This is a genomic window from Arthrobacter sp. SRS-W-1-2016 (genome assembly GCF_002009585.1).
GTDB classification, from domain to species: Bacteria; Actinomycetota; Actinomycetes; order Actinomycetales; family Micrococcaceae; genus Arthrobacter; species Arthrobacter bambusae_A.
The window spans coordinates 200,859-223,381 of sequence record NZ_MTPV01000067.1 but is presented as its reverse complement, the minus strand read 5'-3'; the positions used below and the strand labels follow the sequence as shown (position 1 = coordinate 223,381).

19 protein-coding genes and 1 tRNA gene are annotated in these 22,523 nt (G+C 65.5%); 10 read left to right on the top strand and 10 right to left on the bottom strand.

Annotation, left to right across the window (positions count from 1 at the left end):
* Positions 1–163: 163 nt before the first annotated feature.
* From thrB to argS, 5 genes are read right to left on the bottom strand one after another with little or no spacing between them, the layout of a single operon-like run.
* A complete protein-coding gene (gene thrB, locus BMF89_RS18220; protein WP_078108466.1) occupies positions 164–1,138 on the bottom strand; it encodes a homoserine kinase in 975 nt (324 codons plus the stop codon).
* A 2-nt stretch (positions 1,139–1,140) separates the two neighbouring features.
* Positions 1,141–2,247 carry a threonine synthase gene (gene thrC / locus BMF89_RS18215; RefSeq protein WP_078108465.1) on the bottom strand — a complete coding sequence of 369 codons (1,107 nt, stop codon included), beginning with the start codon at positions 2,245–2,247 and terminating at the stop codon, positions 1,141–1,143.
* Positions 2,248–3,564 (bottom strand): homoserine dehydrogenase, encoded by a 1,317-nt coding sequence (locus tag BMF89_RS18210; protein ID WP_078108464.1) that lies wholly within the window; start codon positions 3,562–3,564, stop codon positions 2,248–2,250. It abuts the gene before it with no gap.
* Positions 3,557–5,026: a diaminopimelate decarboxylase gene (gene lysA / locus BMF89_RS18205; RefSeq protein WP_078108548.1), complete on the bottom strand. Its 1,470-nt coding sequence runs from the start codon at positions 5,024–5,026 to the stop codon at positions 3,557–3,559. The genes BMF89_RS18210 and lysA overlap by 8 nt, the downstream gene beginning before the upstream one ends.
* 5 nt (positions 5,027–5,031) lie before the next feature.
* A complete protein-coding gene (gene argS, locus BMF89_RS18200) occupies positions 5,032–6,681 on the bottom strand; it encodes an arginine--tRNA ligase (RefSeq protein WP_078108463.1) in 1,650 nt (549 codons plus the stop codon).
* 219 nt (positions 6,682–6,900) lie between these two features.
* On the opposite strand from argS, the gene BMF89_RS18195 reads away from it, so the two are divergent.
* From BMF89_RS18195 to BMF89_RS18170, 6 genes are all read left to right on the top strand, one after another.
* Positions 6,901–7,320, top strand: coding sequence for a hypothetical protein (locus tag BMF89_RS18195; protein ID WP_078108462.1), 420 nt, complete (start codon positions 6,901–6,903; stop codon positions 7,318–7,320).
* Positions 7,321–7,324: 4 nt separating this feature from the next.
* Entirely contained in the window at positions 7,325–8,197 is an 873-nt protein-coding gene (locus BMF89_RS18190; protein ID WP_078108461.1) for an FAD:protein FMN transferase, read from the top strand.
* The gene (locus BMF89_RS18185) at positions 8,194–9,714 is read left to right on the top strand and encodes an oxidoreductase (RefSeq protein WP_078108460.1); all 1,521 of its coding nucleotides are present in this window, start codon (positions 8,194–8,196) and stop codon (positions 9,712–9,714) included. Before BMF89_RS18190 ends, BMF89_RS18185 begins: the two co-directional genes overlap by 4 nt.
* A gap of 87 nt (positions 9,715–9,801) precedes the next feature.
* Positions 9,802–9,874: transfer RNA gene (locus BMF89_RS18180), tRNA-Arg, on the top strand.
* A 235-nt stretch (positions 9,875–10,109) separates the two neighbouring features.
* Positions 10,110–11,126 carry a M4 family metallopeptidase gene (locus BMF89_RS18175; RefSeq protein ID WP_078108547.1) on the top strand — a complete coding sequence of 339 codons (1,017 nt, stop codon included), beginning with the start codon at positions 10,110–10,112 and terminating at the stop codon, positions 11,124–11,126.
* A gap of 33 nt (positions 11,127–11,159) precedes the next feature.
* The gene (locus BMF89_RS18170; RefSeq protein WP_078108459.1) at positions 11,160–11,483 is read left to right on the top strand and encodes a protealysin inhibitor emfourin; all 324 of its coding nucleotides are present in this window, start codon (positions 11,160–11,162) and stop codon (positions 11,481–11,483) included.
* Here the strand turns inward: BMF89_RS18170 and BMF89_RS18165 are convergent.
* The gene (locus BMF89_RS18165) at positions 11,480–12,448 is read right to left on the bottom strand and encodes a helix-turn-helix domain-containing protein (protein ID WP_078108458.1); all 969 of its coding nucleotides are present in this window, start codon (positions 12,446–12,448) and stop codon (positions 11,480–11,482) included. The two genes, BMF89_RS18170 and BMF89_RS18165, sit on opposite strands and share 4 nt — an antisense overlap.
* Before the next feature lie 81 nt (positions 12,449–12,529).
* Here BMF89_RS18165 and BMF89_RS22035 point away from each other — a divergent pair, with 81 nt between their 5' ends.
* Genes BMF89_RS22035 through hrpA form a run of 3 tightly spaced genes read left to right on the top strand, consistent with a single transcriptional unit; the run spans position 12,530 to position 17,762 of the window.
* Positions 12,530–12,694, top strand: a complete 165-nt coding sequence (locus tag BMF89_RS22035) for a hypothetical protein (RefSeq protein WP_171983547.1) — start codon at positions 12,530–12,532, stop codon at positions 12,692–12,694.
* 60 nt (positions 12,695–12,754) lie between these two features.
* Positions 12,755–13,741 carry a YafY family protein gene (locus tag BMF89_RS18160; protein ID WP_078108457.1) on the top strand — a complete coding sequence of 329 codons (987 nt, stop codon included), beginning with the start codon at positions 12,755–12,757 and terminating at the stop codon, positions 13,739–13,741.
* A gap of 13 nt (positions 13,742–13,754) precedes the next feature.
* A complete protein-coding gene (gene hrpA, locus BMF89_RS18155) occupies positions 13,755–17,762 on the top strand; it encodes an ATP-dependent RNA helicase HrpA (RefSeq protein ID WP_078108456.1) in 4,008 nt (1,335 codons plus the stop codon).
* Between the two features lie 276 nt (positions 17,763–18,038).
* Here hrpA and BMF89_RS18150 read toward each other — a convergent pair whose 3' ends face one another.
* From BMF89_RS18150 to BMF89_RS18140, 3 genes are all read right to left on the bottom strand, one after another.
* On the bottom strand, positions 18,039–18,467 hold the full coding sequence (locus BMF89_RS18150) for an HIT family protein (RefSeq protein WP_078108455.1): 429 nt from the start codon (positions 18,465–18,467) through the stop codon (positions 18,039–18,041).
* On the bottom strand, positions 18,464–19,645 hold the full coding sequence (locus BMF89_RS18145) for an NAD(P)-dependent alcohol dehydrogenase (RefSeq protein ID WP_078108454.1): 1,182 nt from the start codon (positions 19,643–19,645) through the stop codon (positions 18,464–18,466). The genes BMF89_RS18150 and BMF89_RS18145 overlap by 4 nt, the downstream gene beginning before the upstream one ends.
* Before the next feature lie 78 nt (positions 19,646–19,723).
* A complete protein-coding gene (locus BMF89_RS18140) occupies positions 19,724–20,578 on the bottom strand; it encodes a sulfurtransferase (protein ID WP_078108453.1) in 855 nt (284 codons plus the stop codon).
* Between the two features lie 115 nt (positions 20,579–20,693).
* Here BMF89_RS18140 and BMF89_RS18135 point away from each other — a divergent pair, with 115 nt between their 5' ends.
* Positions 20,694–21,782: a PLP-dependent cysteine synthase family protein gene (locus BMF89_RS18135; protein WP_078108452.1), complete on the top strand. Its 1,089-nt coding sequence runs from the start codon at positions 20,694–20,696 to the stop codon at positions 21,780–21,782.
* An 18-nt stretch (positions 21,783–21,800) separates the two neighbouring features.
* Here BMF89_RS18135 and BMF89_RS18130 read toward each other — a convergent pair whose 3' ends face one another.
* Positions 21,801–22,457 (bottom strand): MBL fold metallo-hydrolase, encoded by a 657-nt coding sequence (locus BMF89_RS18130; RefSeq protein ID WP_078108451.1) that lies wholly within the window; start codon positions 22,455–22,457, stop codon positions 21,801–21,803.
* Positions 22,458–22,523 lie beyond the last annotated feature (66 nt).

Sequence of the window (22,523 nt, the reverse complement as noted above, 5' to 3'; positions counted from 1 at the left end):
GATGCTCCGGCGGGCGGGGCGCGGGCTGACGGTCCGGGTAACAGAAAGGGTTCTGTGGCACCTGCGACAGGCCGATAAGGAGACGACACCGGCAGACTTCGACACAGTAGGAGACGGGAACGGCATCTAGCCGGGATCCAATGTCAGGGAACTGCCCGCGGTTCTACCGCCGGTGCAAGTCCACTCTAGCACCTTCAACGTCCACTGCCAGTGTCATCACGCGCCACGCAACGTCCGGTGTGTTGTCCGCGGTGAACGTTTTAATCAATTCGGCAACCGCCCCGGCTTCGTCCGCGCCGTTGGCCAGCGCCAGAACGGTGGGACCCGCTCCCGAAACGACAGCCGCGTGTCCTGCGGACCGCAAGGCCTTGATCAGCGCCGCACTTGGCCGCATTGCCTCTGCGCGGTAGCTCTGGTGCAGGTAGTCCTCGGTCCCGGGAAGCAGGAAACGGGGATCGGACGTCAAGGCGTGGACCAGGAGGGCGGCACGCCCTGCGTTCATCGCTGCCGCGTGGTGGCCGATGGAAGCGGGCAGCAGCCCGCGGGCGGTTTCGGTGGACAGTTCGTAGTCGGGGACGGCCACGATCGGGATGACCGACGGGACCACCTCCGCACGGGTGCTGCTGTACTGCTCGCTGTCCTGCCACGACAAGGCCAGTCCGCCGAAAATCGCGGGTGCGACGTTGTCCGGGTGCCCTTCCATCTCGCTCGTGAGCTGCAGGATCCATTCGCGGTCGCGCTGGGCGGATTCGGGGACCAAGGCGTTGGCAGCGGTAACGGCCGCAACCACGGCCGAGGCCGAGGAGCCAAGTCCACGGCCGTGCGGATTGACGTTGTCAGCGGTGATCTTGAGGCCGCCGTGCCTGAAACCGAGGCGTTCCAGGGCCATGGTGAGCGCACGCACTACGAGGTGGCTGCCATCGCGAGGGAGGGACTCGGATCCCTCGCCGGAGAGCTCGAACTCGAGCTCTCCGGTAGAGAGTGTCTCGACGGTCAGGGTGTCGTAGATCGACAATGCCAGGCCGAGGCTGTCATAGCCCGGGCCCAGGTTGGCGCTGGTGCCCGGGACCCTGACGGTCAGCTGCTGGCCTGCCGCGACAAGCTTGAGACCCGTCGCGGTGGGCTGCGTGGTGTCCACTCTTAGTTTTCTTCCAGTCCCAGTTCGGATGCCACGGTCACGACGTCGTTCGGTACCTTGACCGGCTGGACGTCGCTTCCGTCTTCGGTGCGGAGGGCCCACTGCGGGTCTTTGAGTCCGTGACCGGTGACCGTGATGACGATCGTCTTTCCGGTGGGAACCTCGCCGGCCGCGTGCTTCTTGATGAGGCCGGCGACGCCTGCGGCGGAACCGGGTTCCACGAAGACGCCTTCCTTGGCGGAGAGCCAGCGGTGGGCATCGAGGATTTCCTCGTCGGTCACGGCGTCGATGAAGCCGCCGGATTCATCGCGTGCCGCGATGGCCGTGTCCCAGGATGCCGGATTGCCGATGCGGATGGCCGTGGCGATCGTGTCCGGTTCGGTGATGGGGTGGCCTGCCACGAACGGTGCCGCGCCTGCCGCCTGGAATCCCCACATGGCCGGAGTCTTGGTGGAGACGGCGGGAAGGGTGCCGGCCGTTGCGGACTCGAAGGGCGCGGAGTACTCCTTGTAGCCCTTCCAATACGCGCTGATGTTGCCCGCGTTGCCGACCGGCAGGACGTGGATGTCCGGAGCGTCTCCGAGGGCGTCGACGATTTCGAAGGCACCGGTCTTCTGGCCCTGGATACGCGCCGGATTGACGGAGTTCACGAGGAACACCGGGTAGGACTCGCCGAGCTTCCGGGCGATGTCCAGGCAATTGTCGAAGTTCCCGTCCACCTGCAGGAGCGTGGCACCGTGCGCGATGGCCTGGCTGAGCTTGCCCATGGAGATCTTGCCTTCGGGGACGAGCACGGCACACTTCAGCCCGGCGGCCGTCGCGTAGGCCGCGGCGGAGGCCGAGGTGTTGCCCGTGGAGGCGCAGACAACGGCCTTGGCGCCGGCTTCGACAGCCGCCGTCATGGCCATCGTCATGCCGCGGTCCTTGAAGGATCCGGTGGGGTTCATGCCCTCCACCTTCAGGTAGACCGTGGAACCGGTGAGTTCGGAGAGCTTCTGCGCGTGGACCAGCGGGGTTCCGCCCTCGCCGAGGGTAATGACCTTCGTGGCTTCCGTTACAGGCAAACGATCAGCGTATTCGCGGATTACTCCGCGCCATTGGTGAGCCACTTAGACCCCTTCTACCCGCAGGACGGATGTCACAGAATTGATGACGTCCAGGCCCTTGACGGCCTCGACGGTTGCCGCGAGTGCGGCTTCGGATGCGCGGTGGGTGACGATCTTCAGCTCGGCCGACTCAACCTTAGAGCCGGCGTCGCGGTGGATTGTCTGGCGCATGATCTCAATCGACACGCCGTTCTCCGCGAAGATGTGGGTGATCCGGGCCAGCACTCCGGCCTGGTCGGCGACATCGAGGCCGATGTAGTAGCTCGTCGTGGAGGCGTCGATCGGCAGCGCGGGCACGTAGCCGGTGGTGGTCTCGGTGCGGCCGGGACCGCCAAGCACCAGCCGGCGGGCTGCCGAAACGAGGTCGCCCAGGACGGCGGACGCCGTGGGGGTTCCGCCGGCGCCCTGGCCGTAGAACATCAGCTCGCCGGCATTCTCGGCTTCGATGAAGACTGCGTTGAACGCACCACGGACTGCTGCGAGCGGGTGTTCGCGGGGCAGGAGGGTGGGGTGGACGCGGACCGAAATGCCATCGTCGCCGTTTGCGCTGGTGATCTTCTCGGCGATGGCGAGAAGCTTGATGACGAATCCCGCTTCCTTCGCGGCGGCAATGTCGGCCGCGCTGACCTTGGTGATGCCTTCGCAGTAGACGTCTTCGAGCGCGAAGCGCGTGTGGAAGGACAACGACGCAAGGATGGCGGCCTTGGCCGCGGCGTCATGGCCTTCGACGTCGGCAGTCGGGTCGGCTTCGGCGTATCCGAGGCGTTGGGCCTCGGCCAGCGCGTCGGCGAACTGCGCACCGGTGCTGTCCATCTGGTCGAGGATGAAGTTGGTGGTGCCGTTGACGATGCCCAGGACCCGGGTGATGCGGTCGCCCGAGAGGCTGTCGCGGATGGGGCGCAGGATCGGAATGGCTCCGGCGACGGCGGCCTCATACGAGAGCTGGACGCCGGCCTTGTCGGCTTCTTCGTAGAGCGTCGGGCCATCCTGTGCCAGGAGCGCCTTGTTGCCGGTCACGACGCAGGCGCCATTCTGCATTGCGGTCAGGATGAGCGAACGGGCCGGCTCGATGCCGCCCATGAGCTCGATCACCAGGTCGGCGTCCTTGGCCAGGGTATCGGCGTCGGTAGTGAACAGTTCGCGCGGCAGTTCGACGTCGCGCTCTGAATCGATGTTTCGCACGGCGATGCCGGACAACTGCAGGCGCGCGCCGGTGCGGGCCGCAAGGGCGTCGGCGTCGTCAAGGAGAATCCGCGCTACCTGGGCCCCGACATTGCCACAGCCCAGCAGGGCCACCTTCAGGGTTCGCACTTCAGACATTCGCCACTCCCATGTCGCGGTTCAAGAGATCTTCTTCGGTTTCCCCGCGGACGATCAGCCGGGCGGATCCATTGCGCACAGCGACAACGCCAGGCCTGGCCAGATAGTTGTAGTTGCTTGAGAGGGCCCAGCAGTAAGCGCCGGTTCCCGGTACAGCGAGCAGATCACCGGCTGCCACGTCTTCGGGCAGATATACATCTCTAACAACTATGTCGCCGCTCTCGCAATGTTTGCCCACTACTCGGGACAACTCCGGGGCGGCACCCGAGGCCCGCGAGGCGAGAATGGCCGAATAATCCGCGTCGTACAGCACCGGACGGGCGTTGTCGCTCATGCCGCCGTCCACCGACACATAGCGGCGCGGGAACGTAACGTTTTCTTTGGCCCCGGCACCCGCGGGCGCGTCCACGCGAACTGTTTTCAGCGTTCCCACCTCGTACAAGGTGAACGTGCTGGTTCCCACGATCGCGCGGCCCGGTTCGATCGAAATGCGCGGCGGGGTGATCCCCAGCCCAGCGCACGTGGAGCGTACGACGGCGGCCATCGCCTGCGCGATCTCGGCAGGCGGGCGGGGGGTGTCCACCGGGGTGTAGGCGATGCCGTAGCCGCCGCCCAGGTCCAGTTCCGGCAGGACGATGGAGTACTTCGCCTGCATCGCTGCGAGGAATCTCAGCAGCTTCTCGGCTGCCAGGGCGAAGCCGTCGGGCTCGAAGATCTGGGAACCGATGTGGCAGTGCAGGCCCAGGAGTTCCACGTTGGAGTACAAGGTGGCCGCCGCGACGGCTTCTTCGGCGGCCGAAAGGCCGGCCGACTCGGTAGTATCCCCGGCCATGGAGAGACCGAATTTCTGGTCCTCGTGGGCCGTGGCGATGAATTCGTGGGTGTGGGCGTGGACGCCGGGAGTCAGCCGCAGCATGACCTTCGCCGTCTCGCCGCGGCCGGAGGCTATCTTGGCAACCCGCTCAAGCTCATCGAGGCTGTCCACCACGATGCGGCCGAGCTTCATGTCCAGTGCGCGGTTGATTTCGGCGTCGGACTTGTTGTTGCCGTGCAGCCCCAGATGGGCACCGTCGATGCCGGCGCGCGCCGCGACGGCGAGTTCTCCCCCGGAGCACGTGTCCAGGCGCAGGCCTTCTTCCGCCACCCAGGCGGCCACGGCAGTGCACAAGAAGGACTTTCCGGCGTAATAGACATCCACTCCCCCGCAGATGTCCTCGAAAGCTTCGTCGAAGGCATGCTTGAAGGAGCGGGCACGGGCCCGGAAATCGCCTTCGCTCATGACGAACAGCGGGGTGCCGAACTGAGCCTTGAGCTCGCTGACGGGAACGCCATCAATGGCGAGTTCGCCGTCGTCGTTCCTCCGGACACCTTCGGCCCACATCGGCGCGTGCAGCGCGTTCAGGTCTTCCGGCACGGCGAGCCATTCGGGCGCAAGGGGTGAGGCGGGGGCGTTATTCTGCACGCTGATCACATCCGTTCCGGAGCTGAAACGCCGAGGAGTTCAAGTCCGTTCGCCAGCACCTGGCTCGTGGCGTCGTTGAGCCACAGCCGCGTGCGGTTGACGTCCTGGACGGCTTCATCGCCCAGCGGCGAAACGCGGCAGGCGTCGTACCAGCGGTGGTAGGCACCGGCGATGACCTCGAGGTGGCGGGCCACACGGTGCGGCTCGCGGAGCTCCGCGGCCTTGGCCACGATGGACGGGTAGCTGCCGAGGTAGGACAGCAGCTCGTTTTCGGTCGCGTGGTCCAGCAGGGACGCGTCGAACGCGCTGTGGTCCACGCCGGCGTCGATCGCGTTGCGTGCCGTTCCCCGGGAACGGGCGTGCGCGTACTGCACGTAGAACACAGGATTTTCGTTGCTGTTCTTCTTCAGCAGCTCCGGGTCCAGTGTCAGCGGCGAATCCGCGGGGAAGCGCGCCAGCGAGTAACGCACAGCGTCCTTCCCGAGCCACTCGATAAGGTCCTTGAGCTCGATGATGTTGCCGGCGCGCTTGGACAGCTTGGCGCCGTTGACCGACACCAGCTGTCCGATCAGGACCTCGATGTTGACCTCGGGATCGTCGCCCGCACAGGCGGCGATGGCCTTGAGCCGGTTGATGTAGCCGTGATGGTCGGCCCCGAGCAGGTAGATCTTCTCCGTGAAGCCGCGGTCCTTCTTCGACAGGTAATACGCGGCGTCGGCGGCGAAATACGTGGGTTCCCCGTTGGCACGGATCATCACGCGGTCCTTGTCATCGCCGAAGTCCGTGGTGCGCAGCCAGACTGCCCCGCCGTCGTCGAACACGTGGCCCTGTTCCCGGAGGCGGGCGACGGCGGATTCGATCGCGCCGCCGTCGTGCAGTTCCTGCTCGGAGAAGAAGACGTCGAAAGCCACGCCGAATCCGGCCAGGGTGTCCTTGATGTCCTTCATCTGGGCCTCGTAGGCGGCGGCGCGGATGACCGGCAGCGCTGCCTCGTCGGTCAGCTCGCGGATTGCCGGGTGGGCCTTGAGGACCTCGTCGCCGAGTTCCCGGATGTACTCGCCCGGGTAGCCGCCCTCCGGAACGCCCCGTCCGTGCAGGCGGGAGAGCACCGAGTTCGCAAAAACGTTCATCTGCGAGCCGGCGTCGTTGATGTAGTACTCCGCGGTGACGTCCGCACCGGAGGCGCGGAGGACGCGGGCGATGGAATCGCCCAGCGCGGCCCATCGCGTGTGGCCGATGTGCAGCGGCCCCGTGGGGTTGGCCGAGACGAATTCCATGTTGACCACATGGCCTGCGAGCGCCTGGTTGGTTCCGTAGGAGCTTCCCGCCTCGACGATGACCTTGGCCAGCGCGCCGGCGGCGGCCGCGTCCACGGTGATGTTAAGGAAGCCGGGGCCAGCGATGTCCACGGCGGTGACGCCGTCGATCGCTTCGAGCCGCTTGCCCAGGATCGTGGCGAATTCCCGCGGGTTGGTCCCGGCTTGCTTGGCAAGCTGCAAGGCGATGTTGGTGGCCCAGTCGCCGTGCTCCCGGTTCTTGGGTCGCTCCACGCGCACGTCCTCGGGGAGGGCAGATTCGGAAAGCGCAAGCTCGCCAGCGGCGACAGCGTCTTTCAGGCAGGCGGATATGGCGGCTGAGAGTTCTTCGGGAGTCACCCGTCTAGCCTACCGGTGGGGCTTGCAACTGGTGGAATTCTTATGCTTAGCAATGCGCACATGCGGGCACCAGCGCGCACCCAGCCGACGCCCAGCTTCGCTCGGTAGAGCTCCCAGACTGAACCGATAGGCTGAAATCAACGTCAAGCGTGTGATCGGCCCACGGCCCGGAGCACTATGCATTGACCCTTTTCGAGTCCAGTTGAAACGAGCAGAAACATGACTACGCCACTCCGCAAGGGCCTCCTGGTAGGCGCCGCCGGCCTCACCCTGGCCAGTTCGGTGGCAGCTTGCGCCCCTTCGGCCCAAGGCAGCACCCCGCAGAAGACCTCCTCGATTTCCGGCCCGTACAAGGACGGAACCTACAGTGCGGACGGTGACTACATTTCACCCAACGGCGGCGAAACCGTGGGCGTCCAACTGACCTTGGCCGGCAACACTATTTCCGCTGTGGACATCACCGTCCATGCCAACAACCCGAACACCCAGGAGTTCCAGGGACAGTTCAAGAACGGCATCGCCGCGCAGGTTGTCGGCAAGAAACTGGACGAGATCAACGTCTCGAAAGTAGCGGGCTCCTCCCTGACGAGCGAAGGATTCAACAAGGCCGTGGAAACCATCAAGTCCGAGGCCAAATAGCGGCATGACGCTCACGGGCTGGAGCGTTTTCAGCTTCGACGGCATCGGGACCACGTGGGAAATCTCGACGCCGGAGTACCTCCCGGAGGGGGTGCGCGCCGGCTTGCTCGGCGTCGTGGAGGACTACGACCGAAGCTACTCGCGTTTCCGGGACGACTCCCTGATTGCAGTGCTCGCCCGTGAACCCGGCACCGTCACCCTTCCGGCCGGGGCCGGCGAACTGGAACAGCTTTTCAAAAAGCTATACCACCTCAGCAACGGTGCCATGACTCCGCTCATTGGCAGGAGCCTCGAGCGCCTGGGCTATGGCGCAGACTACGCTTTGCGGCCCCTCGGCCATCCGGTGCCGGCACCGCGCTGGGAAGACGTCCTCGTATGGAGCGGCACGTCGATCTCCGCTTCCGCTCCCGTGGTCCTGGACATCGGCGCTGCGGGAAAGGGCCAATTGGTGGACCTTCTGGCCTCGGTCCTGCGCGGAGCGGGAACCGCGGAGTTCCTGGTCGATGCGAGCGGCGACATGCTCCATTCCGGGGCGGAACCATTGCGCGTGGCCCTCGAACACCCCTACGACCCCACCCAGGCGATCGGCGTCGTCGAACTGCGCGACGGCGCGTTGTGCGCTTCCGCCGCCAACCGCCGGACGTGGGGCGACGGCCTGCACCATGTCCTCGACGGCGCCACCGGGCGCCCCATCGAGACGGTCGTGGCCACGTGGACCATGGCTGCGACGGCAATGGAAGCCGATGCCCTGGCCACAGCACTTTTCATGGTTGATCCGCCGGTGCTGGAGACAGAATTCGAATTCTCCTGGCTCAAGGTGTATTCGGACGGACATGCCGCCTATTCGGCCGGCTTCGAAGGGACTCTGTTCACATGATTGCCATCAAAGCGCGCGTGGATGCCTGGCTCGGCCATTTCACGATGTACCGGCTGATTCTTTGGGTCCTTGGCGTGCTCGCGGTGTACAGCCTGGTGCTGAACGCGCTGGGCTGGCTCACCTTCGGGCTGCCTGAAATGCTGGTCCACCTTGTGCTGTGCCTGGGCCTGACGTATGCGTCCAACCGGCTCGTGGCCATGCTCTTCAAGGTACGGCCGCATTCGGAGTCCTCGCTGATCACGGGCCTTTTGTTGTACTTCCTGTTCTGGCCCACTGAGCTGGTTCCCTCGGTCCAGGTCCTCGATCTCGCCGGAGTCGCCGTGGCGTGCGTCCTGGCCTCGGCATCGAAGTATGTATTGGCCTTCCGCGGGCGGCACATCTTCAATCCCGCCGCCGCGGGCGCCTTCATCGCCGGGCTCACCGGCTTGAACATCGCCACGTGGTGGGCAGCGACCCCGGCCATGCTGTGGCTCCTGGTGCCCGGCGTGCTGCTGGTGCTGTACCGGACGCTGAAGGTGCTCATGGCCTGCACTTTCCTGGTGGTGGCGGTGTCGGTGGTGTGCGCCTTGCTCCTGCGGGGCGGCATGACCTTCGGACCCGCCGTGTGGCAACCGATCGCGCAGCAGCCGCTTCTGTTTTTCGTCGGCTTCATGCTCACCGAACCACTTACCTTGCCTCCCCGCCGTTGGCAGCAGGTGGCGCTGGCCGCCGTCGTGGCCTTGTTGTTCGCGGTGCCTTACAACGTGGCGGGCGTCGCCAACTCGCCGGAACTCGCTCTGCTCATTGGAAACCTCCTCGCGTTCCTTGTGGGGCAGCGGGGCGGAATCGTGCTGACGTTCAAGGGCTCGCGTCCCTTGACCCCCTTCACCACCGAGTTCCGTTTTGAGCCACGACGGCCAGTCCGCTTCCTTCCGGGGCAGTTCATGGAACTCAACCTTCCGCACTCGCGCTCGGACGGCAAAGGGCGGCGACGGGTCTTCAGCATCACCAGCGCGCCTGACTCGCCCGAGATGACATTCGGCGTCGGCACGGCGGAACCCGTCTCGGCAGCCAAGCGCGCGTTGCTCGCGCTTGAGCCTGGACAGTGCGTCCATGGAACCGCCGTAGGCGGCGACTTCGTCCTCCCGCCCCACGCCGGCAAACCCGTGCTGCTCATCGCGGCGGGAATCGGGATTGCACCTTTCCTTTCCCAGCTGGCTGCCGGCGACTCAGCACGAAGGGACATCATCGTGCTGTATCTCGCCCCCAGCGCCGCCGAACTCGCCGGGTGCGATGTCCTCGAGGCCTCGGGGGCACGGGTCATCGCCCGCCTCTCGGACGGTTCCCTCCCGCCGTCGTTCATGCACGACGCCGGGCGGAGCCGCATCGATGGCGACTCCCTGCGGGCGCTCATCCCCGATGTGGCCGAACGGGACGTGTACGTCTCCGGGTCCCCGGCAAACGTGGACGCCCTTCGCTCGGCCGCCCGCCACGCCGGAGCCCGACGAATCCATGTGGACGCTTTCGCGGGCTACTGACGGCTCGCCCGCACCCGTTTTCCATTGCGGCGCGGTGACCTGCTAAGCTCATGGACGTCCCTCCGGCAACGGACGGGAGCCCCGGATGCCCTCGTAGCTCAGGGGATAGAGCGTCTGCCTCCGGAGCAGAAGGCCGTAGGTTCGAATCCTATCGAGGGCACAACAGAAAACCCCGCCAGTTCAAGGAACCGGCGGGGTTTTTTCTTTGCCCGGCCGCGTTGCCGGTTTTGGGTTACAGACCAGTCGGCGTGCCCTCACGGGGCCCACCCGTCGTCGCCATCCGGGACATGCCGCAGCGGGCCGGCTAAAAAGTCGGTGGCCGCTCCTAAGCTGTTCGTACCCGTCCACGAGGTACGAAAGGGTTCGCCGTGATCTGTTCCATCGTTCCGCCGTACATGCTGCGAAGGCTGGCGGCCCAACATGAGCCCCGCCTGCGCGTTATTGCGCGGGCGGCCAAGGAATCCCTGCTCCACATCAAGAACCTCCAAGCGGTCCGCTCGCTTCCGGTGCCGGCCCCGGTGCCCACTGCGCGCCAGGCGAAGCCCGGGCCGCCCAAGCGCACCATCTACGACGCCGGCTCCACCGAAGCCTTGCCGGGCAAGGCCGTCCGCAAGGAGAAAGGCCCGGCGACGGGCGACGCCGCCGCCGATGAAGCCTACGACGGACTCGGCGGAACCCACGCCCTTTATGCGGAGGCGTTCAGCCGGAATTCGATCGACGGCGCCGGCCTGAAACTCGATGCCACCGTCCATTACGGCGAGCTGTACGACAATGCCTTCTGGAACGGCGGCCAAATGGTCTTCGGTGACGGCGACGGCGAGATCTTCCAGAGGTTCACCAAGTCGCTCAGCGTGATCGGACACGAGCTCGCCCACGGCGTCACCCAATACACGGCAGCACTCGCCTACCGGAACCAGGCCGGAGCGCTCAACGAATCCATGTCGGATGTTTTCGGGGCACTCGTGGAGCAGTATGCCAAAAAGCAGACTGCTGCCGAGGCCAGCTGGTTGATCGGCGAGGGCTTGTTTACGGATGCCGTCCAAGGCGCGGCCCTCCGATCCATGAAAGCACCCGGTACTGCGTATGACGACGACGTTCTCGGCAAGGATCCGCAACCGGACTCCATGGACAAATATGTCCGCACCACCGCGGACAACGGCGGTGTCCACATCAATTCGGGCATCCCCAACCGGGCGTTCTCCCTTCTTGCCCTGGAGCTGGGTGGCAATGCCTGGGAAGCTCCGGGACAGATCTGGTACAGCACGCTGACCAGCGGCTCACTGCCCGCCACCTGCACGTTCGGGCGCTTTGCGAAAGCCACGGTCGCGTCGGCCGAAGAACTCTTCGGCGCCGGTTCACGCGAGCATGACGCAGTCCGTAAGGCATGGGAAACTGTGAAGGTAAAGCTCTAGCAACACCCTCCAGAGCAGTGGAAGCCGCAGAACATGAAAATCACTGTCCAGCGCAGCGGTGGCGTCGCCGCGATCACCCGCGTCTGGACCGTGGATGCCGCCACCTCGGAAGATAAGCAGCGCTGGATGCCAATCGTGGAGGCCTGTCCTTGGGACCAGGTGCCATCCCGGGGTCGCGCCAGCGAACAAGCGCTTGCGCGGACAACCGGGAAAGCAGCCGGGCAAGCCGACAGGTTCATGTATTCAATCCGCGCCGGACAACACCGGGCCACGCTTCCCGAGACCGAGGTCACAGGGCCGTGGCACACCCTCGTGGAGAACGCCAAGGTAGAAGGCCACGAGACCCTCCGCCGCTAGCCAACCTCCGCCAACTGGCCGCGGAAAGCCCTCCGGTACGACTGCGGACTCGTGGCCAGGACCTTGGCGAAGTGGTGACGCAGCAGCACGGAATGTCCGAATCCGGCTTCGCGCGCAATTTCGTCAATGTTCAGCTCGGTGGTTTCCAGAAGCTCCTGCGCCCGGAGCACTCGTTGCGAATTGAGCCACGCCGCCGGTGTGGCCCCGGTTTCGGCCCGGAACCGGCGTGCGAAGGTCCGGGCGGACATGTGCAGCCGGGAAGCCAGCTCGTTGACGCTGTGGTCGTGCTCGAGGTTTTCCACCATCCAGCGCAGCAATGCTTCCATGGGCGCGGAGCCACACGTGGGCATGGGCCGGTCGATGAACTGGGCCTGGCCGCCGTCGCGGTGCGGCGGAACCACCATGTCGCGGGCAATGGCAGCAGCAACGTTTGCGCCAAGCTCGACGCGAACAAGATGCAGGCAGGCGTCAATACCGGCGGCGGTCCCGGCACTTGAGATGATCCTTCCGTCCTGGACGTAGAGCACATTTTCGTCGACGTGAATCTGCGGATACCTGAGGGCGAGGTCCTGTGAATAGTGCCAGTGCGTGGTGCAGCGGCGCCCGTCCAGAAGCCCTGCACGGGCAAGCGCGTACGCCCCGGAACATATCGACATGACCCAAGCCCCGCGCGCGTGCGCCGCCCGCAGCGCATCCAATACAGATTCCGGGACGTCCTCATCCCGTCCGTACGGGGCCATGATGACAAGGTCGGCATCGGCCGTGGCTTCAAGGCCCAGGCCAACGTGCATCGACAGTCCGGACTTCATCTTCACGTCTCCAGGGACGGGAGTGCAGACCCTGAAGTCAAAGGCGGGAACGCCACTCCCCCGGTCCGCGCGGTCAATGCCGAAGACCTCGCAGGCAGTCCCGAATTCGAAGATCGAGAAGTTGGGAACAACAATGATGGCCACCGTTTTCAACATAGATCCAGTGTGGCAGAAAATTGCCTAAATGGGTCGTTTCTGCCACTGTTTCTCGGGGTGCACCAGGATCACGATGGAGTCATGGAATTCATCGGAGTCTTGCTCTTCATCGTCTTCATCATCACTGCCGCCGCTTCCATCTCAGCGGTCCTTCGGGACGGCCGTGGCCGACTCCCCGACCGTTCCGAGCCTTGGACCGCGCGGGACCTGCCTGACAACTCATGCTGGACACTGCGCGCGTACTAACCACAGCCTGTCCCTCAACACGGACGACTTTTGTCCGCATCCTGGGCTAGATTCAATGGCATGATCCAGACGTCCGCGAGGCTGCTGCAATTGTTGTCCTTGCTGCAGGTCCGGCGTGAATGGACCGGCCCGGCATTGGCCACACGGATGGGTGTCACGGAGCGCACCGTCCGCCGCGATATCGACAAGCTCCGGAACCTGGGCTACCCCATCCACGCCTCGCCAGGGATAGCCGGCGGTTACCAACTGGGCGCCGGGGCGCAGCTCCCGCCGCTGCTGCTGGACGACAATGAAGCTCTCGCCGTCGCCCTGGGGCTGAACTCGGTGGCGGCGGGTCCCGTGGCCGGTATCGGCGAAGCATCGGTTCGCGCCCTTGCCAAGCTCGAACAGGTGCTTCCCTCACGTCTCCGCCCGAAGTTCGCGATGCTCAAGGCCGCGGTCACCACACTGCCCAGCAACGCGGCGTCGGTAGACCCCCAGCAGCTCACGGTGGTCTCCGCCGCGATCGCGGACAAGCGGCAACTCAGTTTCGACTATGTCAAGGCTGACGGCGACGCCGGACGGCGACTCGTGGAGCCATACCGGCTGGTGGACACCGGGCGGCGCTGGTACCTCGTCGCGTGGGATGTGGACCGGGAAGACTGGCGCACGTTCCGCGCCGACCGTATCGCCACGCTTCCGGCGGAACGGAAGAAGTACGTGCCGCGCCCCCTGCCTGCCGAGGACCTCGCGGACTACGTCCAGCGCTCCGTGACCCGGTCACCTTACCGTTACGACGTCGTCGTGCGCCTCCATGCCCCGATCGGCGAGGTGGCCGCCGTCGTCGGCCCGCAGCTCGCGAGCCTGAGCGACGACGGCGGGAAGGCCACCCTGCTCCGCGCCGGTTGGGACAGCCTGGCGCAACCGGCGGCACACCTCGCAGCGCTGGACATGGACTTTGAGATCATTTCTCCCGAGGAATTCAAGGAGTACGCCCGCACCCTGGCCGGGCGATTGGAAAAAGCCGCAGGGAACCGTGCACTGCAAGGCGGCGCGCCGCCACAGTAGACTGTCAGCAGCCATGACATTTCATATTTCCTACCCCGCAGAGCTGCCCGTCTCCGAGCGCCGCGAGGACTTGATGGCGGCGATCGCCGCAAACCAGGTGACCATCATCGCCGGCGAAACAGGTTCCGGCAAGACCACGCAGATCCCCAAGATGTGCCTGGAACTCGGCCTCGGAGACAAGGGCCTGATCGGCCACACCCAGCCGCGTCGCCTTGCCGCGGGCACCGTCGCGGAACGCATCGCCTTCGAGATGGGCGTGGAGATCGGGCAGGAAGTGGGCTTCCAGGTCCGTTTCACCGGAGAGGTCAGCAAGGCTACCAAGATCAAGCTGATGACCGATGGCATCCTGCTGGCCGAGATCCAGCGGGACAAGCTGCTGCGGAAGTACAGCGCCATCATCATCGACGAGGCACACGAGCGCAGCCTCAACATCGACTTCATCCTGGGCTACCTCAAGCGGATCCTTCCGCAAAGGCCGGACCTGAAAGTCATCATCACTTCGGCCACCATCGACCCCGAGCGTTTCGCGAAGCATTTCGGCAGCGAGGAAGAACCTGCTCCGATCATCGAAGTATCGGGCCGGACCTACCCGGTGGAAATCCGCTACCGGCCGCTTTCCCAGCCGGCCGGCGGTGCTTCCGGTGCATCCGGCGAGGATGAGGACGCGTCCGACGACGAGCTCGAGGAAGACCGCGACCCCCTCGACGCGGTGTGCGACGCCGTCGACGAACTCGCGCTGGAGGCTCCGGGAGACATCCTGGTGTTCTTCTCCGGCGAGCGCGAGATCCGTGACGCCGCGGAAGCCCTGAACGGCCGGATCCAAGCCAACCGCAGGCTGGCGGGCACGGAGGTCCTGCCATTGTTTGCCCGTTTGAGCCTGCAGGAGCAGCACAGGGTCTTCAACCCGGGCGGCAAGCGGCGGATCATCCTCGCCACCAACGTGGCCGAAACGTCCCTGACGGTGCCCGGCATCAAGTACGTCATCGACACCGGCACGGCCCGCATCTCGCGATACTCGCACCGCACCAAAGTGCAACGGCTGCCGATTGAACGCGTCTCGCAGGCATCGGCAAGCCAGCGTTCCGGCCGTTGCGGGCGCGTGTCAGAGGGTATCGCCATACGGCTCTATTCCGAGGAGGACTTCGAGTCCCGCCCCCCGTTCACTGATCCCGAAATCCTGAGGACCAACCTTGCCGCGGTCATCCTGCAGATGACTGCCATGGGCGTTGCCCGCGGCCCCAAGGACGTCGAGAACTTCCCCTTCGTTGAGCCGCCGGACTCCCGTGCCATCAACGACGGCGTCACGCTGCTGCGCGAACTCGGCGCCTTGAGCGCTGCCCGCACGGGCGACGGCAGCACTCCCCCAGCGGCCGACGGCCGAAACACGCGCGGGGGCGGCGCGGACAACCGCGGCGGCCTGACCGCCGTCGGGCAGAAGTTGGCGCAACTCCCAGTGGACCCCCGGCTCGGCAGGATGATTGTCGAGGCTGGCAAGCGCGGCTGCGTCAAGGAAGTCATGATCCTCGCGGCGGCCTTGACGATCCAGGATCCGCGCGAGCGCCCGACGGACAAGCAGCAGCTTGCGGCGGAGAAGCACGCACGCTTCCGGGACGAGAACTCGGACTTCACCGGATTCCTGAACTTGTGGAACTACATCCAGGAAAAACAGCAGGAGCTTTCCTCCACGCAATTCCGCCGGCTGTGCAGGAACGAGTTCATCAACTACCTGCGCGTCCGCGAATGGCAGGACCTCTTCCAGCAATTGCGCCAGCTCGCCAAGCCGCTGGGCATCACGATAGACAACAAGCGCGAGGCCGACCCTGTTGGCAACAACGAGGGAATCCACATCAGCCTGCTCTCGGGACTGCTGAGCCACATCGGCATGCTGGATGAACGCAAGCGCGAATACGCCGGAGCACGAGGCACCCGTTTCGCCATCTTCCCGGGCTCGGCGTTGTTCAAGAAGTCGCCGGCCTTCGTCATGGCGGCGGAACTGGTTGAAACGAGCCGGCTCTGGGCCCGCGTGGCCGCGAAGTTCGATCCTGTGTGGGCAGAGCAGGTTGCACCGGACCTCGTGAAGCGCTCCTACAGCGAGCCCCACTGGTCCACCCGGACGGGCTCGGTCATGGCCCATGAAAAGGTGATGCTCTACGGAGTTCCCATCATCCCGAACCGCCGCATCAACTACGGCAGGATCGATCCCGAACTCTCCCGCGAACTCTTCATCCGGCATGCGCTCGTAGAGGGCGACTGGAAAACCCACCACAAGTTCTTCCACCGCAACCGCGCCTTGCTCCACGAGATCGAGGAACTCGAGACACGGATGCGCCGCCGCGACATCCTCGTGGACGACCACGCGCTGTTCGAGTTCTACGATGCCAGGGTCGGCAAGGACGTGGTCTCCGAACGCCACTTCGACAAATGGTGGAAGGAAGCCCGCCAGCAGGATCCCACCTTGCTCGACTTCGACCAGTCTCTGCTCATCAGCGAGGACGCCGAAGCCCTGGATGATTCCGCCTACCCGAGGACCTGGCTTCACAAGGGCTTTGAGCTGCCCCTGAGCTACGAGTTCCATCCCGTGGCGCCCGGCTCGCCGCCCAATCCCTCGGACGGCGTCACGGCCGAGGTACCCGTGCTGTTCCTGAACCAGCTCGACGACGCACCCTTCCGTTGGCAGATACCAGGCCAGCGGGTGGAGCTCGTCACGGCCTTGATCAAGTCGCTGCCCAAACATCTCCGCAAGAACTTCGTGCCGGCCCCTGATGTGGCCCGGCAGGCTGCTGCTGCCTTGGAAACCGACTTCGACCCCGCCTCGGACGATCTCGAGGCCTCGCTCGAGCTGGTGCTGCGCCGTATCCGCGGACACATCATTCCTCCGGGATCCTGGAATTGGGACGCAGTTCCGGCCCATCTACGCGTCAGCTTCAAGGTAGTGGACAGCCGCGGCAAGGTGCTCGACGAAGGCAAGGACCTCGCCGCCCTCCAGGAGCAGCTGGCCCCCGCCACCCGCCGGGCCATCGCCGAATCCCTGGGCGCAACACCCGCGACGACCGCACGGGCCCAAGGTCCGAAGGACGGCCCACGTGCCGGAGGTGCCGGAGCCTCCGGCGGAAACGGCGGCGGCTCGACCCCTCAGGGAGCCGGTTTCCTCTCAGAGCAAACCGGGCTGACCGCATGGACTTTCGGGGCTATCGAGCGCCACGTGACGCGGACGGTTAAAGGACACGATGTCACCGGTTATCCAGCTCTCGTGGATGAGGGCAAAACCGTTGCGTTGCGCGTGTTCCAGACCCGGGCGGAGCAGGAGTCAGCAATGCGCGGCGGTGTTATCCGGCTGCTCGCCCTGCGGGTTCCCGCGCCGGACCGCTACGTGCTGGAACATTTGAACAACACCGAGAAGTTGACGTTCAGCCAGAATCCCCATGGTTCGGTGAGCGCCTTGATCGCGGACTGCGTCCTGGCAGCCATCGACAAGCTGACTCCCGCCGAACTTCCCTGGGACAAGACGGCATTCGATGCCCTGTACGAGCTGGTCCGCGCGGAACTGATCGACACCGTCTTCACGGTGACCGCCGTCGTCGAACGCATTTTGGGGAGCACCCGGCGGATCGAGAAGCAACTCAAGGGCAGCACGAGCCTTGCCCTGATCAGTGCGCTCAATGACATGAAGAGCCAACTGGAGCAGCTCGTCTTCCCCGGTTTTGTGGCACGGACGGGCTACGCCCAATTGAGCCAGTTGCCGCGCTATCTGGCCGGAATCGAAAAGCGCCTCGAAAAGCTCCCGAACAATGTCCAGCGCGACGGGCTGAACATGTCGGTCGTGCAGGCACTGGAGGACGACTACGACGACGCCGTCTCCGCGCTTTTGCCCGGCCGACGGGCAGGAGCCGAGTTAACACGGGTGCGCTGGATGATCGAGGAACTGCGCGTCAGCCTCTTCGCCGTCGAGCTCGGCACGGCCTACTCGGTCTCGGAAAAGCGCATCCGGACGGTTCTCAACCAGGCGCTGGCCCCCGCGTAGCTGCCGCGGTTCCAACGCCCGCTCACCTATCTGCCCCCAAACCCAAACGCTCGCTCACTTATCTGCCCCCAAACCCAAACGCCCGCTCACTTATCTGCCCCCCCAACCCCAAACGCCCGCTCACTTATAGCGGTCATTCTGTCGACCCTCATGCACTCATGAAGGGATCTAAACCGAAACCTTCCTGCACATCTAGTGCGGGATGGGCTCAGGCTTTCCCACAAAGGTGAGCGAGCGTTTGGGAGTAGAGCGACAAAGGTGAGCGAGCGTCGCGCCTCAATCCGCGGGAACGAACTCCCCGTGTCCGGCGGCGGCGAGGCCTGCCCGGAGTTTCGCCGCATTCGCGTCGAGCCGGGCAGGGTCGGGGTTGTGCTCTACGGTCCCGAAGTCGAAATCGGCCAGCGACGTTGCCGGGAAGACGTGCACGTGGAAGTGCTCCACTTCGAAGCCCACCACGGACAGTCCTGCCCGTGGCGCGCCAAACGCCTCCACTTGCGCCTTGCCGATTGTCTGCGCGACGGACATGACCTTGTTGAGGAGCCCAGGGGGGACGTCGGTCCAGCGGTCCACCTCTTCGCGGGGCACCACGAGCGTGTGGCCATCAGTCAGCGGGGCGATGGTCAGGAAGGCAACTACGTCGTCGTCCTTCCAGACAAAGCGTCCCGGAATCTCGCCGTTGATGATCTTGGTGAACAGGGTGCTCATATGTCTGCCTTTTCCGACGCGGGTTGAAGGGTCTTGGTATCGAGGACGAAACGGTATTTGACGTCGCCGGCAACCATGCGGTCGTAGGCTTCATTGAGTTGCCGGGCGGTGATGACCTCGACGTCGCTTGCTACGCCGTGCTCGGCACAAAAGTCGAGCATTTCCTGGGTTTCGGCGATGCCGCCGATCAACGAACCCGCGTAGGAGAGCCGGCGCCGGATCAGCGCGCCGGGACTGACCGGAGGCATGTCGGTGGGAGGAAGCCCCAATTGGAAGAGGGCACCGTTCAGCCGCAAGGTGCGGAAGTACGGGTTCAGGTCGTGCGGCGCAGCCACGGTGTCGATGATGACGTCGATCGTACGGTTGGCGCCTTCCATGGCTTCGGGGTCCTTCGAGAGGATCACCTCGTCGGCACCGAGCTCGATTGCCGCCTCAAACTTGGCGTCCGACGTCGTGAATACCACCACGCGCGCCCCCATGGCCTTCGCAATCTTGACCGCCATGTGGCCCAGTCCGCCGAGTCCGACGACGCCCACCACGTCGCCTTCCTCGACGTCGAAGTAACGCAGCGGCGAGTAGGTGGTGATTCCCGCGCACAGCAGTGGCGCCGCGGCGGCCGGGTCGAGGCCCTCGGGCACGCGCAGCACGAAGCGGCGATCGACCACTACCGAGGTGGAGTAACCGCCCTGCGTGATGGAGTCGCCGTTCCGGGCGTCCTTCACCCCGTAAGTTCCGACGTTTCCGCGTTCGCAGTACTGCTCCAGGCCTTCGAGGCAGCTGCCGCATTCGCGGCAGGAATCCACCAAGCAGCCGACGCCCACGAGGTCTCCGGGTGCGAAGTCGTCGACGGCGGAGCCCACCCGGCGGACCCGGCCCACGATCTCGTGGCCCGGGACCAGCGGATAGTTCTGGGCGCCCCATTCGCCCCGTGTCGCGTGGACGTCGGAGTGGCAGAGGCCGCAGAAATCGATCTCGATCTCGACGTCGTCTTCCTTGGGAACGCGGCGGGACACGGTCAGCGGGACAAGGCCGCTGTGGGCCGACGTGGCGCCGTACGCGGCGGCGAGGGTCGGCGTTCCCTTCGCAGCTGCGGGCGTCGACGGCGAGGTATCCGCCGTCGCGTCTTCCGCGACGAGCGGCTTGCCAAGGGGCGGAGGAACGGGGCGTCCGGGAGTCATGCCTCGACGCTACCCCTGCGGGCTGATTTTTTGCCACTCTGCGCCGCCACGCCCGCTGGCTTCACGGCAAGCCAAGACTCATTGGTCCGGAGTGCCCAGGGGCGCTGGTCCGGTGACGACGGGATTGGACTCGAGCGAGGACCACTGCGAAAAGGAGCCCGGGAAGAGGGCTGCCCTGAATCCTGCGATCTCCAGGGCGGCGATCTCATGGGCTGCGGTGACCCCGGAGCCGCAATAGACCGCCACCTTGCTGCCCTCGTCGATGCCCAGGGCAGCGAATCTGTCGCGGAGCTGCGCTGCGCGGAGGAACGTGCCGTCCGGTCCGAGGTTTCCGGCAGTGGGAGCGCTCAGCGCCCCGGGAATGTGTCCCGCGCGGGGATCAATGGGTTCGAATTCGCCACGGTAGCGCTCCCCCGCCCGGGCATCGAGAAGGATTCCACGGCTGTGCCAGTCCGCCGCCTCGTCCATGCTGATGGCATCCATGTGGCCGTGTCCAAGCACGACGTCGCCCGGAACCGGCGGTTGTTCGTCCTGCGCCAGCGGATAGCCGGCCGCGCGCCAGGCGCCCAATCCGCCGTCGAGCAGGAAGACGGAATGGAAACCGGCGTCACGGAGCAGCCACCACAACCGCGCCGCTGCGGTGCTGCCGCTGTCGTCGTACGCAACCACGGTGTCGCCGTCGTTGATGCCCCACGCTCGGGCGCTCCGTTGCAGCGCCGCGGTGGGCGGCAACGGGTGCCGGCCTTGGCCCTCGGCCGTGGGATCGGCGAGTTCGTGATGCAGGTCCAGATAGACTGCGCCGGGAATGTGGGCCTGGCGGAAGTGCGAATGGCCGTGCGGATCGCCCAACACCCAACGGACGTCCAGCAAGACTGTCCGCTTGCCCGCATCCGTGCGGTCCTTGAGCGCGGCTACGTCAATGAGGGTGGCCATCAAATCTCCTTCGCTTTGCTGCTCCTACCAAACGACGTCGAAGCTGCTGCCGTGCAGCTGCCAACCGGCTACCAGCCTATCCCTGGGCGGCAGCCGCCGCCGGTAGGCTGGATCGGTGAGCACTCTACGCAACCAGGACCGGGCATGGGCCAGCGGGGCAATCCGACGCATCGAGGCCGAGAACAACCGCTCGGCGGACACGCACCTCTACGCGGTGCCGCTCCCCGAACACTGGGGTGTCCAGCTCTACCTCAAGGACGAGTCCACGCACCGCTCCGGCAGCCTCAAGCATCGACTGGCACGCTCGCTCTTCCTCTACGGCCTGGTCAACGGCTGGATCACGGAAGGGACCACCATCGTGGAGGCCTCCAGCGGGAGCACCGCAGTGTCCGAGGCGTACTTCGCCAGGCTGATCGGTCTCCCGTTCATCGCCGTGATGACCCGGACCACCAGCCCTGAGAAGATCGCCCTCATCGAAGAGTTCGGCGGCGCCTGCCTTCTCGTGGACCACGCCTCGGAGGTCTACGCCATGGCGGAGGAGGTTGCCCGGACGTCCGGCGGCTACTACATGGACCAATTCACCTTTGCCGAGCGCGCCACCGACTGGCGGGGCAACAACAACATCGCGGAATCGATCTTCGAGCAGCTCGCCCTCGAGGAGCATCCGGTGCCCGAGTGGATCGTGGTGGGCGCCGGCACCGGCGGAACCAGCGCCACCATCGGCCGGTACCTGCGGTACCACTGCCACTCCACCCGCTTGGCCGTGGTCGATCCCGAAAACTCGGCGTTCTATCCCGGCTGGCGCGACGGCGTGCCGGACTACTCCACGGGAATGCCGTCCAGGATTGAAGGCATTGGCCGGCCCCGCATGGAGCCCAGCTTCGTCCCGGCCGTCATCGACACCATGATCCAGGTTCCCGATGCCGCCTCCGTCGCCGCGATGCGGCACTTGCGCCGGCTGGCCGGGCTGCATGCCGGGCCTTCCACGGGAACCAACCTTTGGGGTGTTTGCCAGCTGGTTGCCGAGATGGTGGCCAGGGGACAGCGCGGCAGCATCGTGTCGCTCATGTGCGACGCCGGCGATCGCTACGCGGGGAGCTACTACAACCCGGACTGGATCGCCGAGCGAGGCCTGGACCCCGCCCCGTACGAGTCCGTCCTGGCCGACTTCTTCGAGACAGGCACGTGGCCGGGCAGCATATAGGCGGCGCGGCGGACTGAGCTAGACCTCCACCGATTCCCGCGGCGACAACCTCGCATAGCTGGTACCGTACTTCGCGCCGATGCGGGTCACGTGGCCTTCCACCAAACCGCGCCCGAGTTCGTTCAACAGCCCATCGTGGACCGGGTAGGCCTTGGGTGCGCGGACCGCGATCACGAAGTCAACCACCTCGCCGATCTTCGACCAGGGCGCATGGATGGGCACCAGCAGGGTTTGCACCTCGATGCCGTCCGGGACGACGAACGAGTCGCCAGGGTGGAAGACGTTTGCGTCCACGAGGTAGCCGATGTTGGCCACGACCGGAATCTGCGGGTGGATGAGGGCATGCTGCCCTCCGAAGGAACGAATCGCGAAGCCCCCTGCGTCAAAGGACGAGCCGGGTTCGACGGCGTGTACCCGCCCGCCGTCGTCGCCCGCCTTCGCGGCCAGATCGGAAGCGAGCCCCGCGGGCGCATGCACCTGCAGTCCCGGGTTTCCCTTGAGTGCCGCGACGACGGCGTCGGCGTCCACATGGTCCGCGTGCTCGTGGGTGATGAGCACGGCGTGGGCGCCTGTGAGGGCTTCCTCGGACTCGGAAAAAGTCCCGGGATCAATCACGAGGACCTGGCTGTCCTTTTGCAGGCGGACACAAGCATGGGTGAACTTGGTGAGCTTCATGCAGCCAGCCTAGGGCGGGCCTCCCATGGTGTCCACGAACCGACATCCGGGGACCGCCGGCTGGTA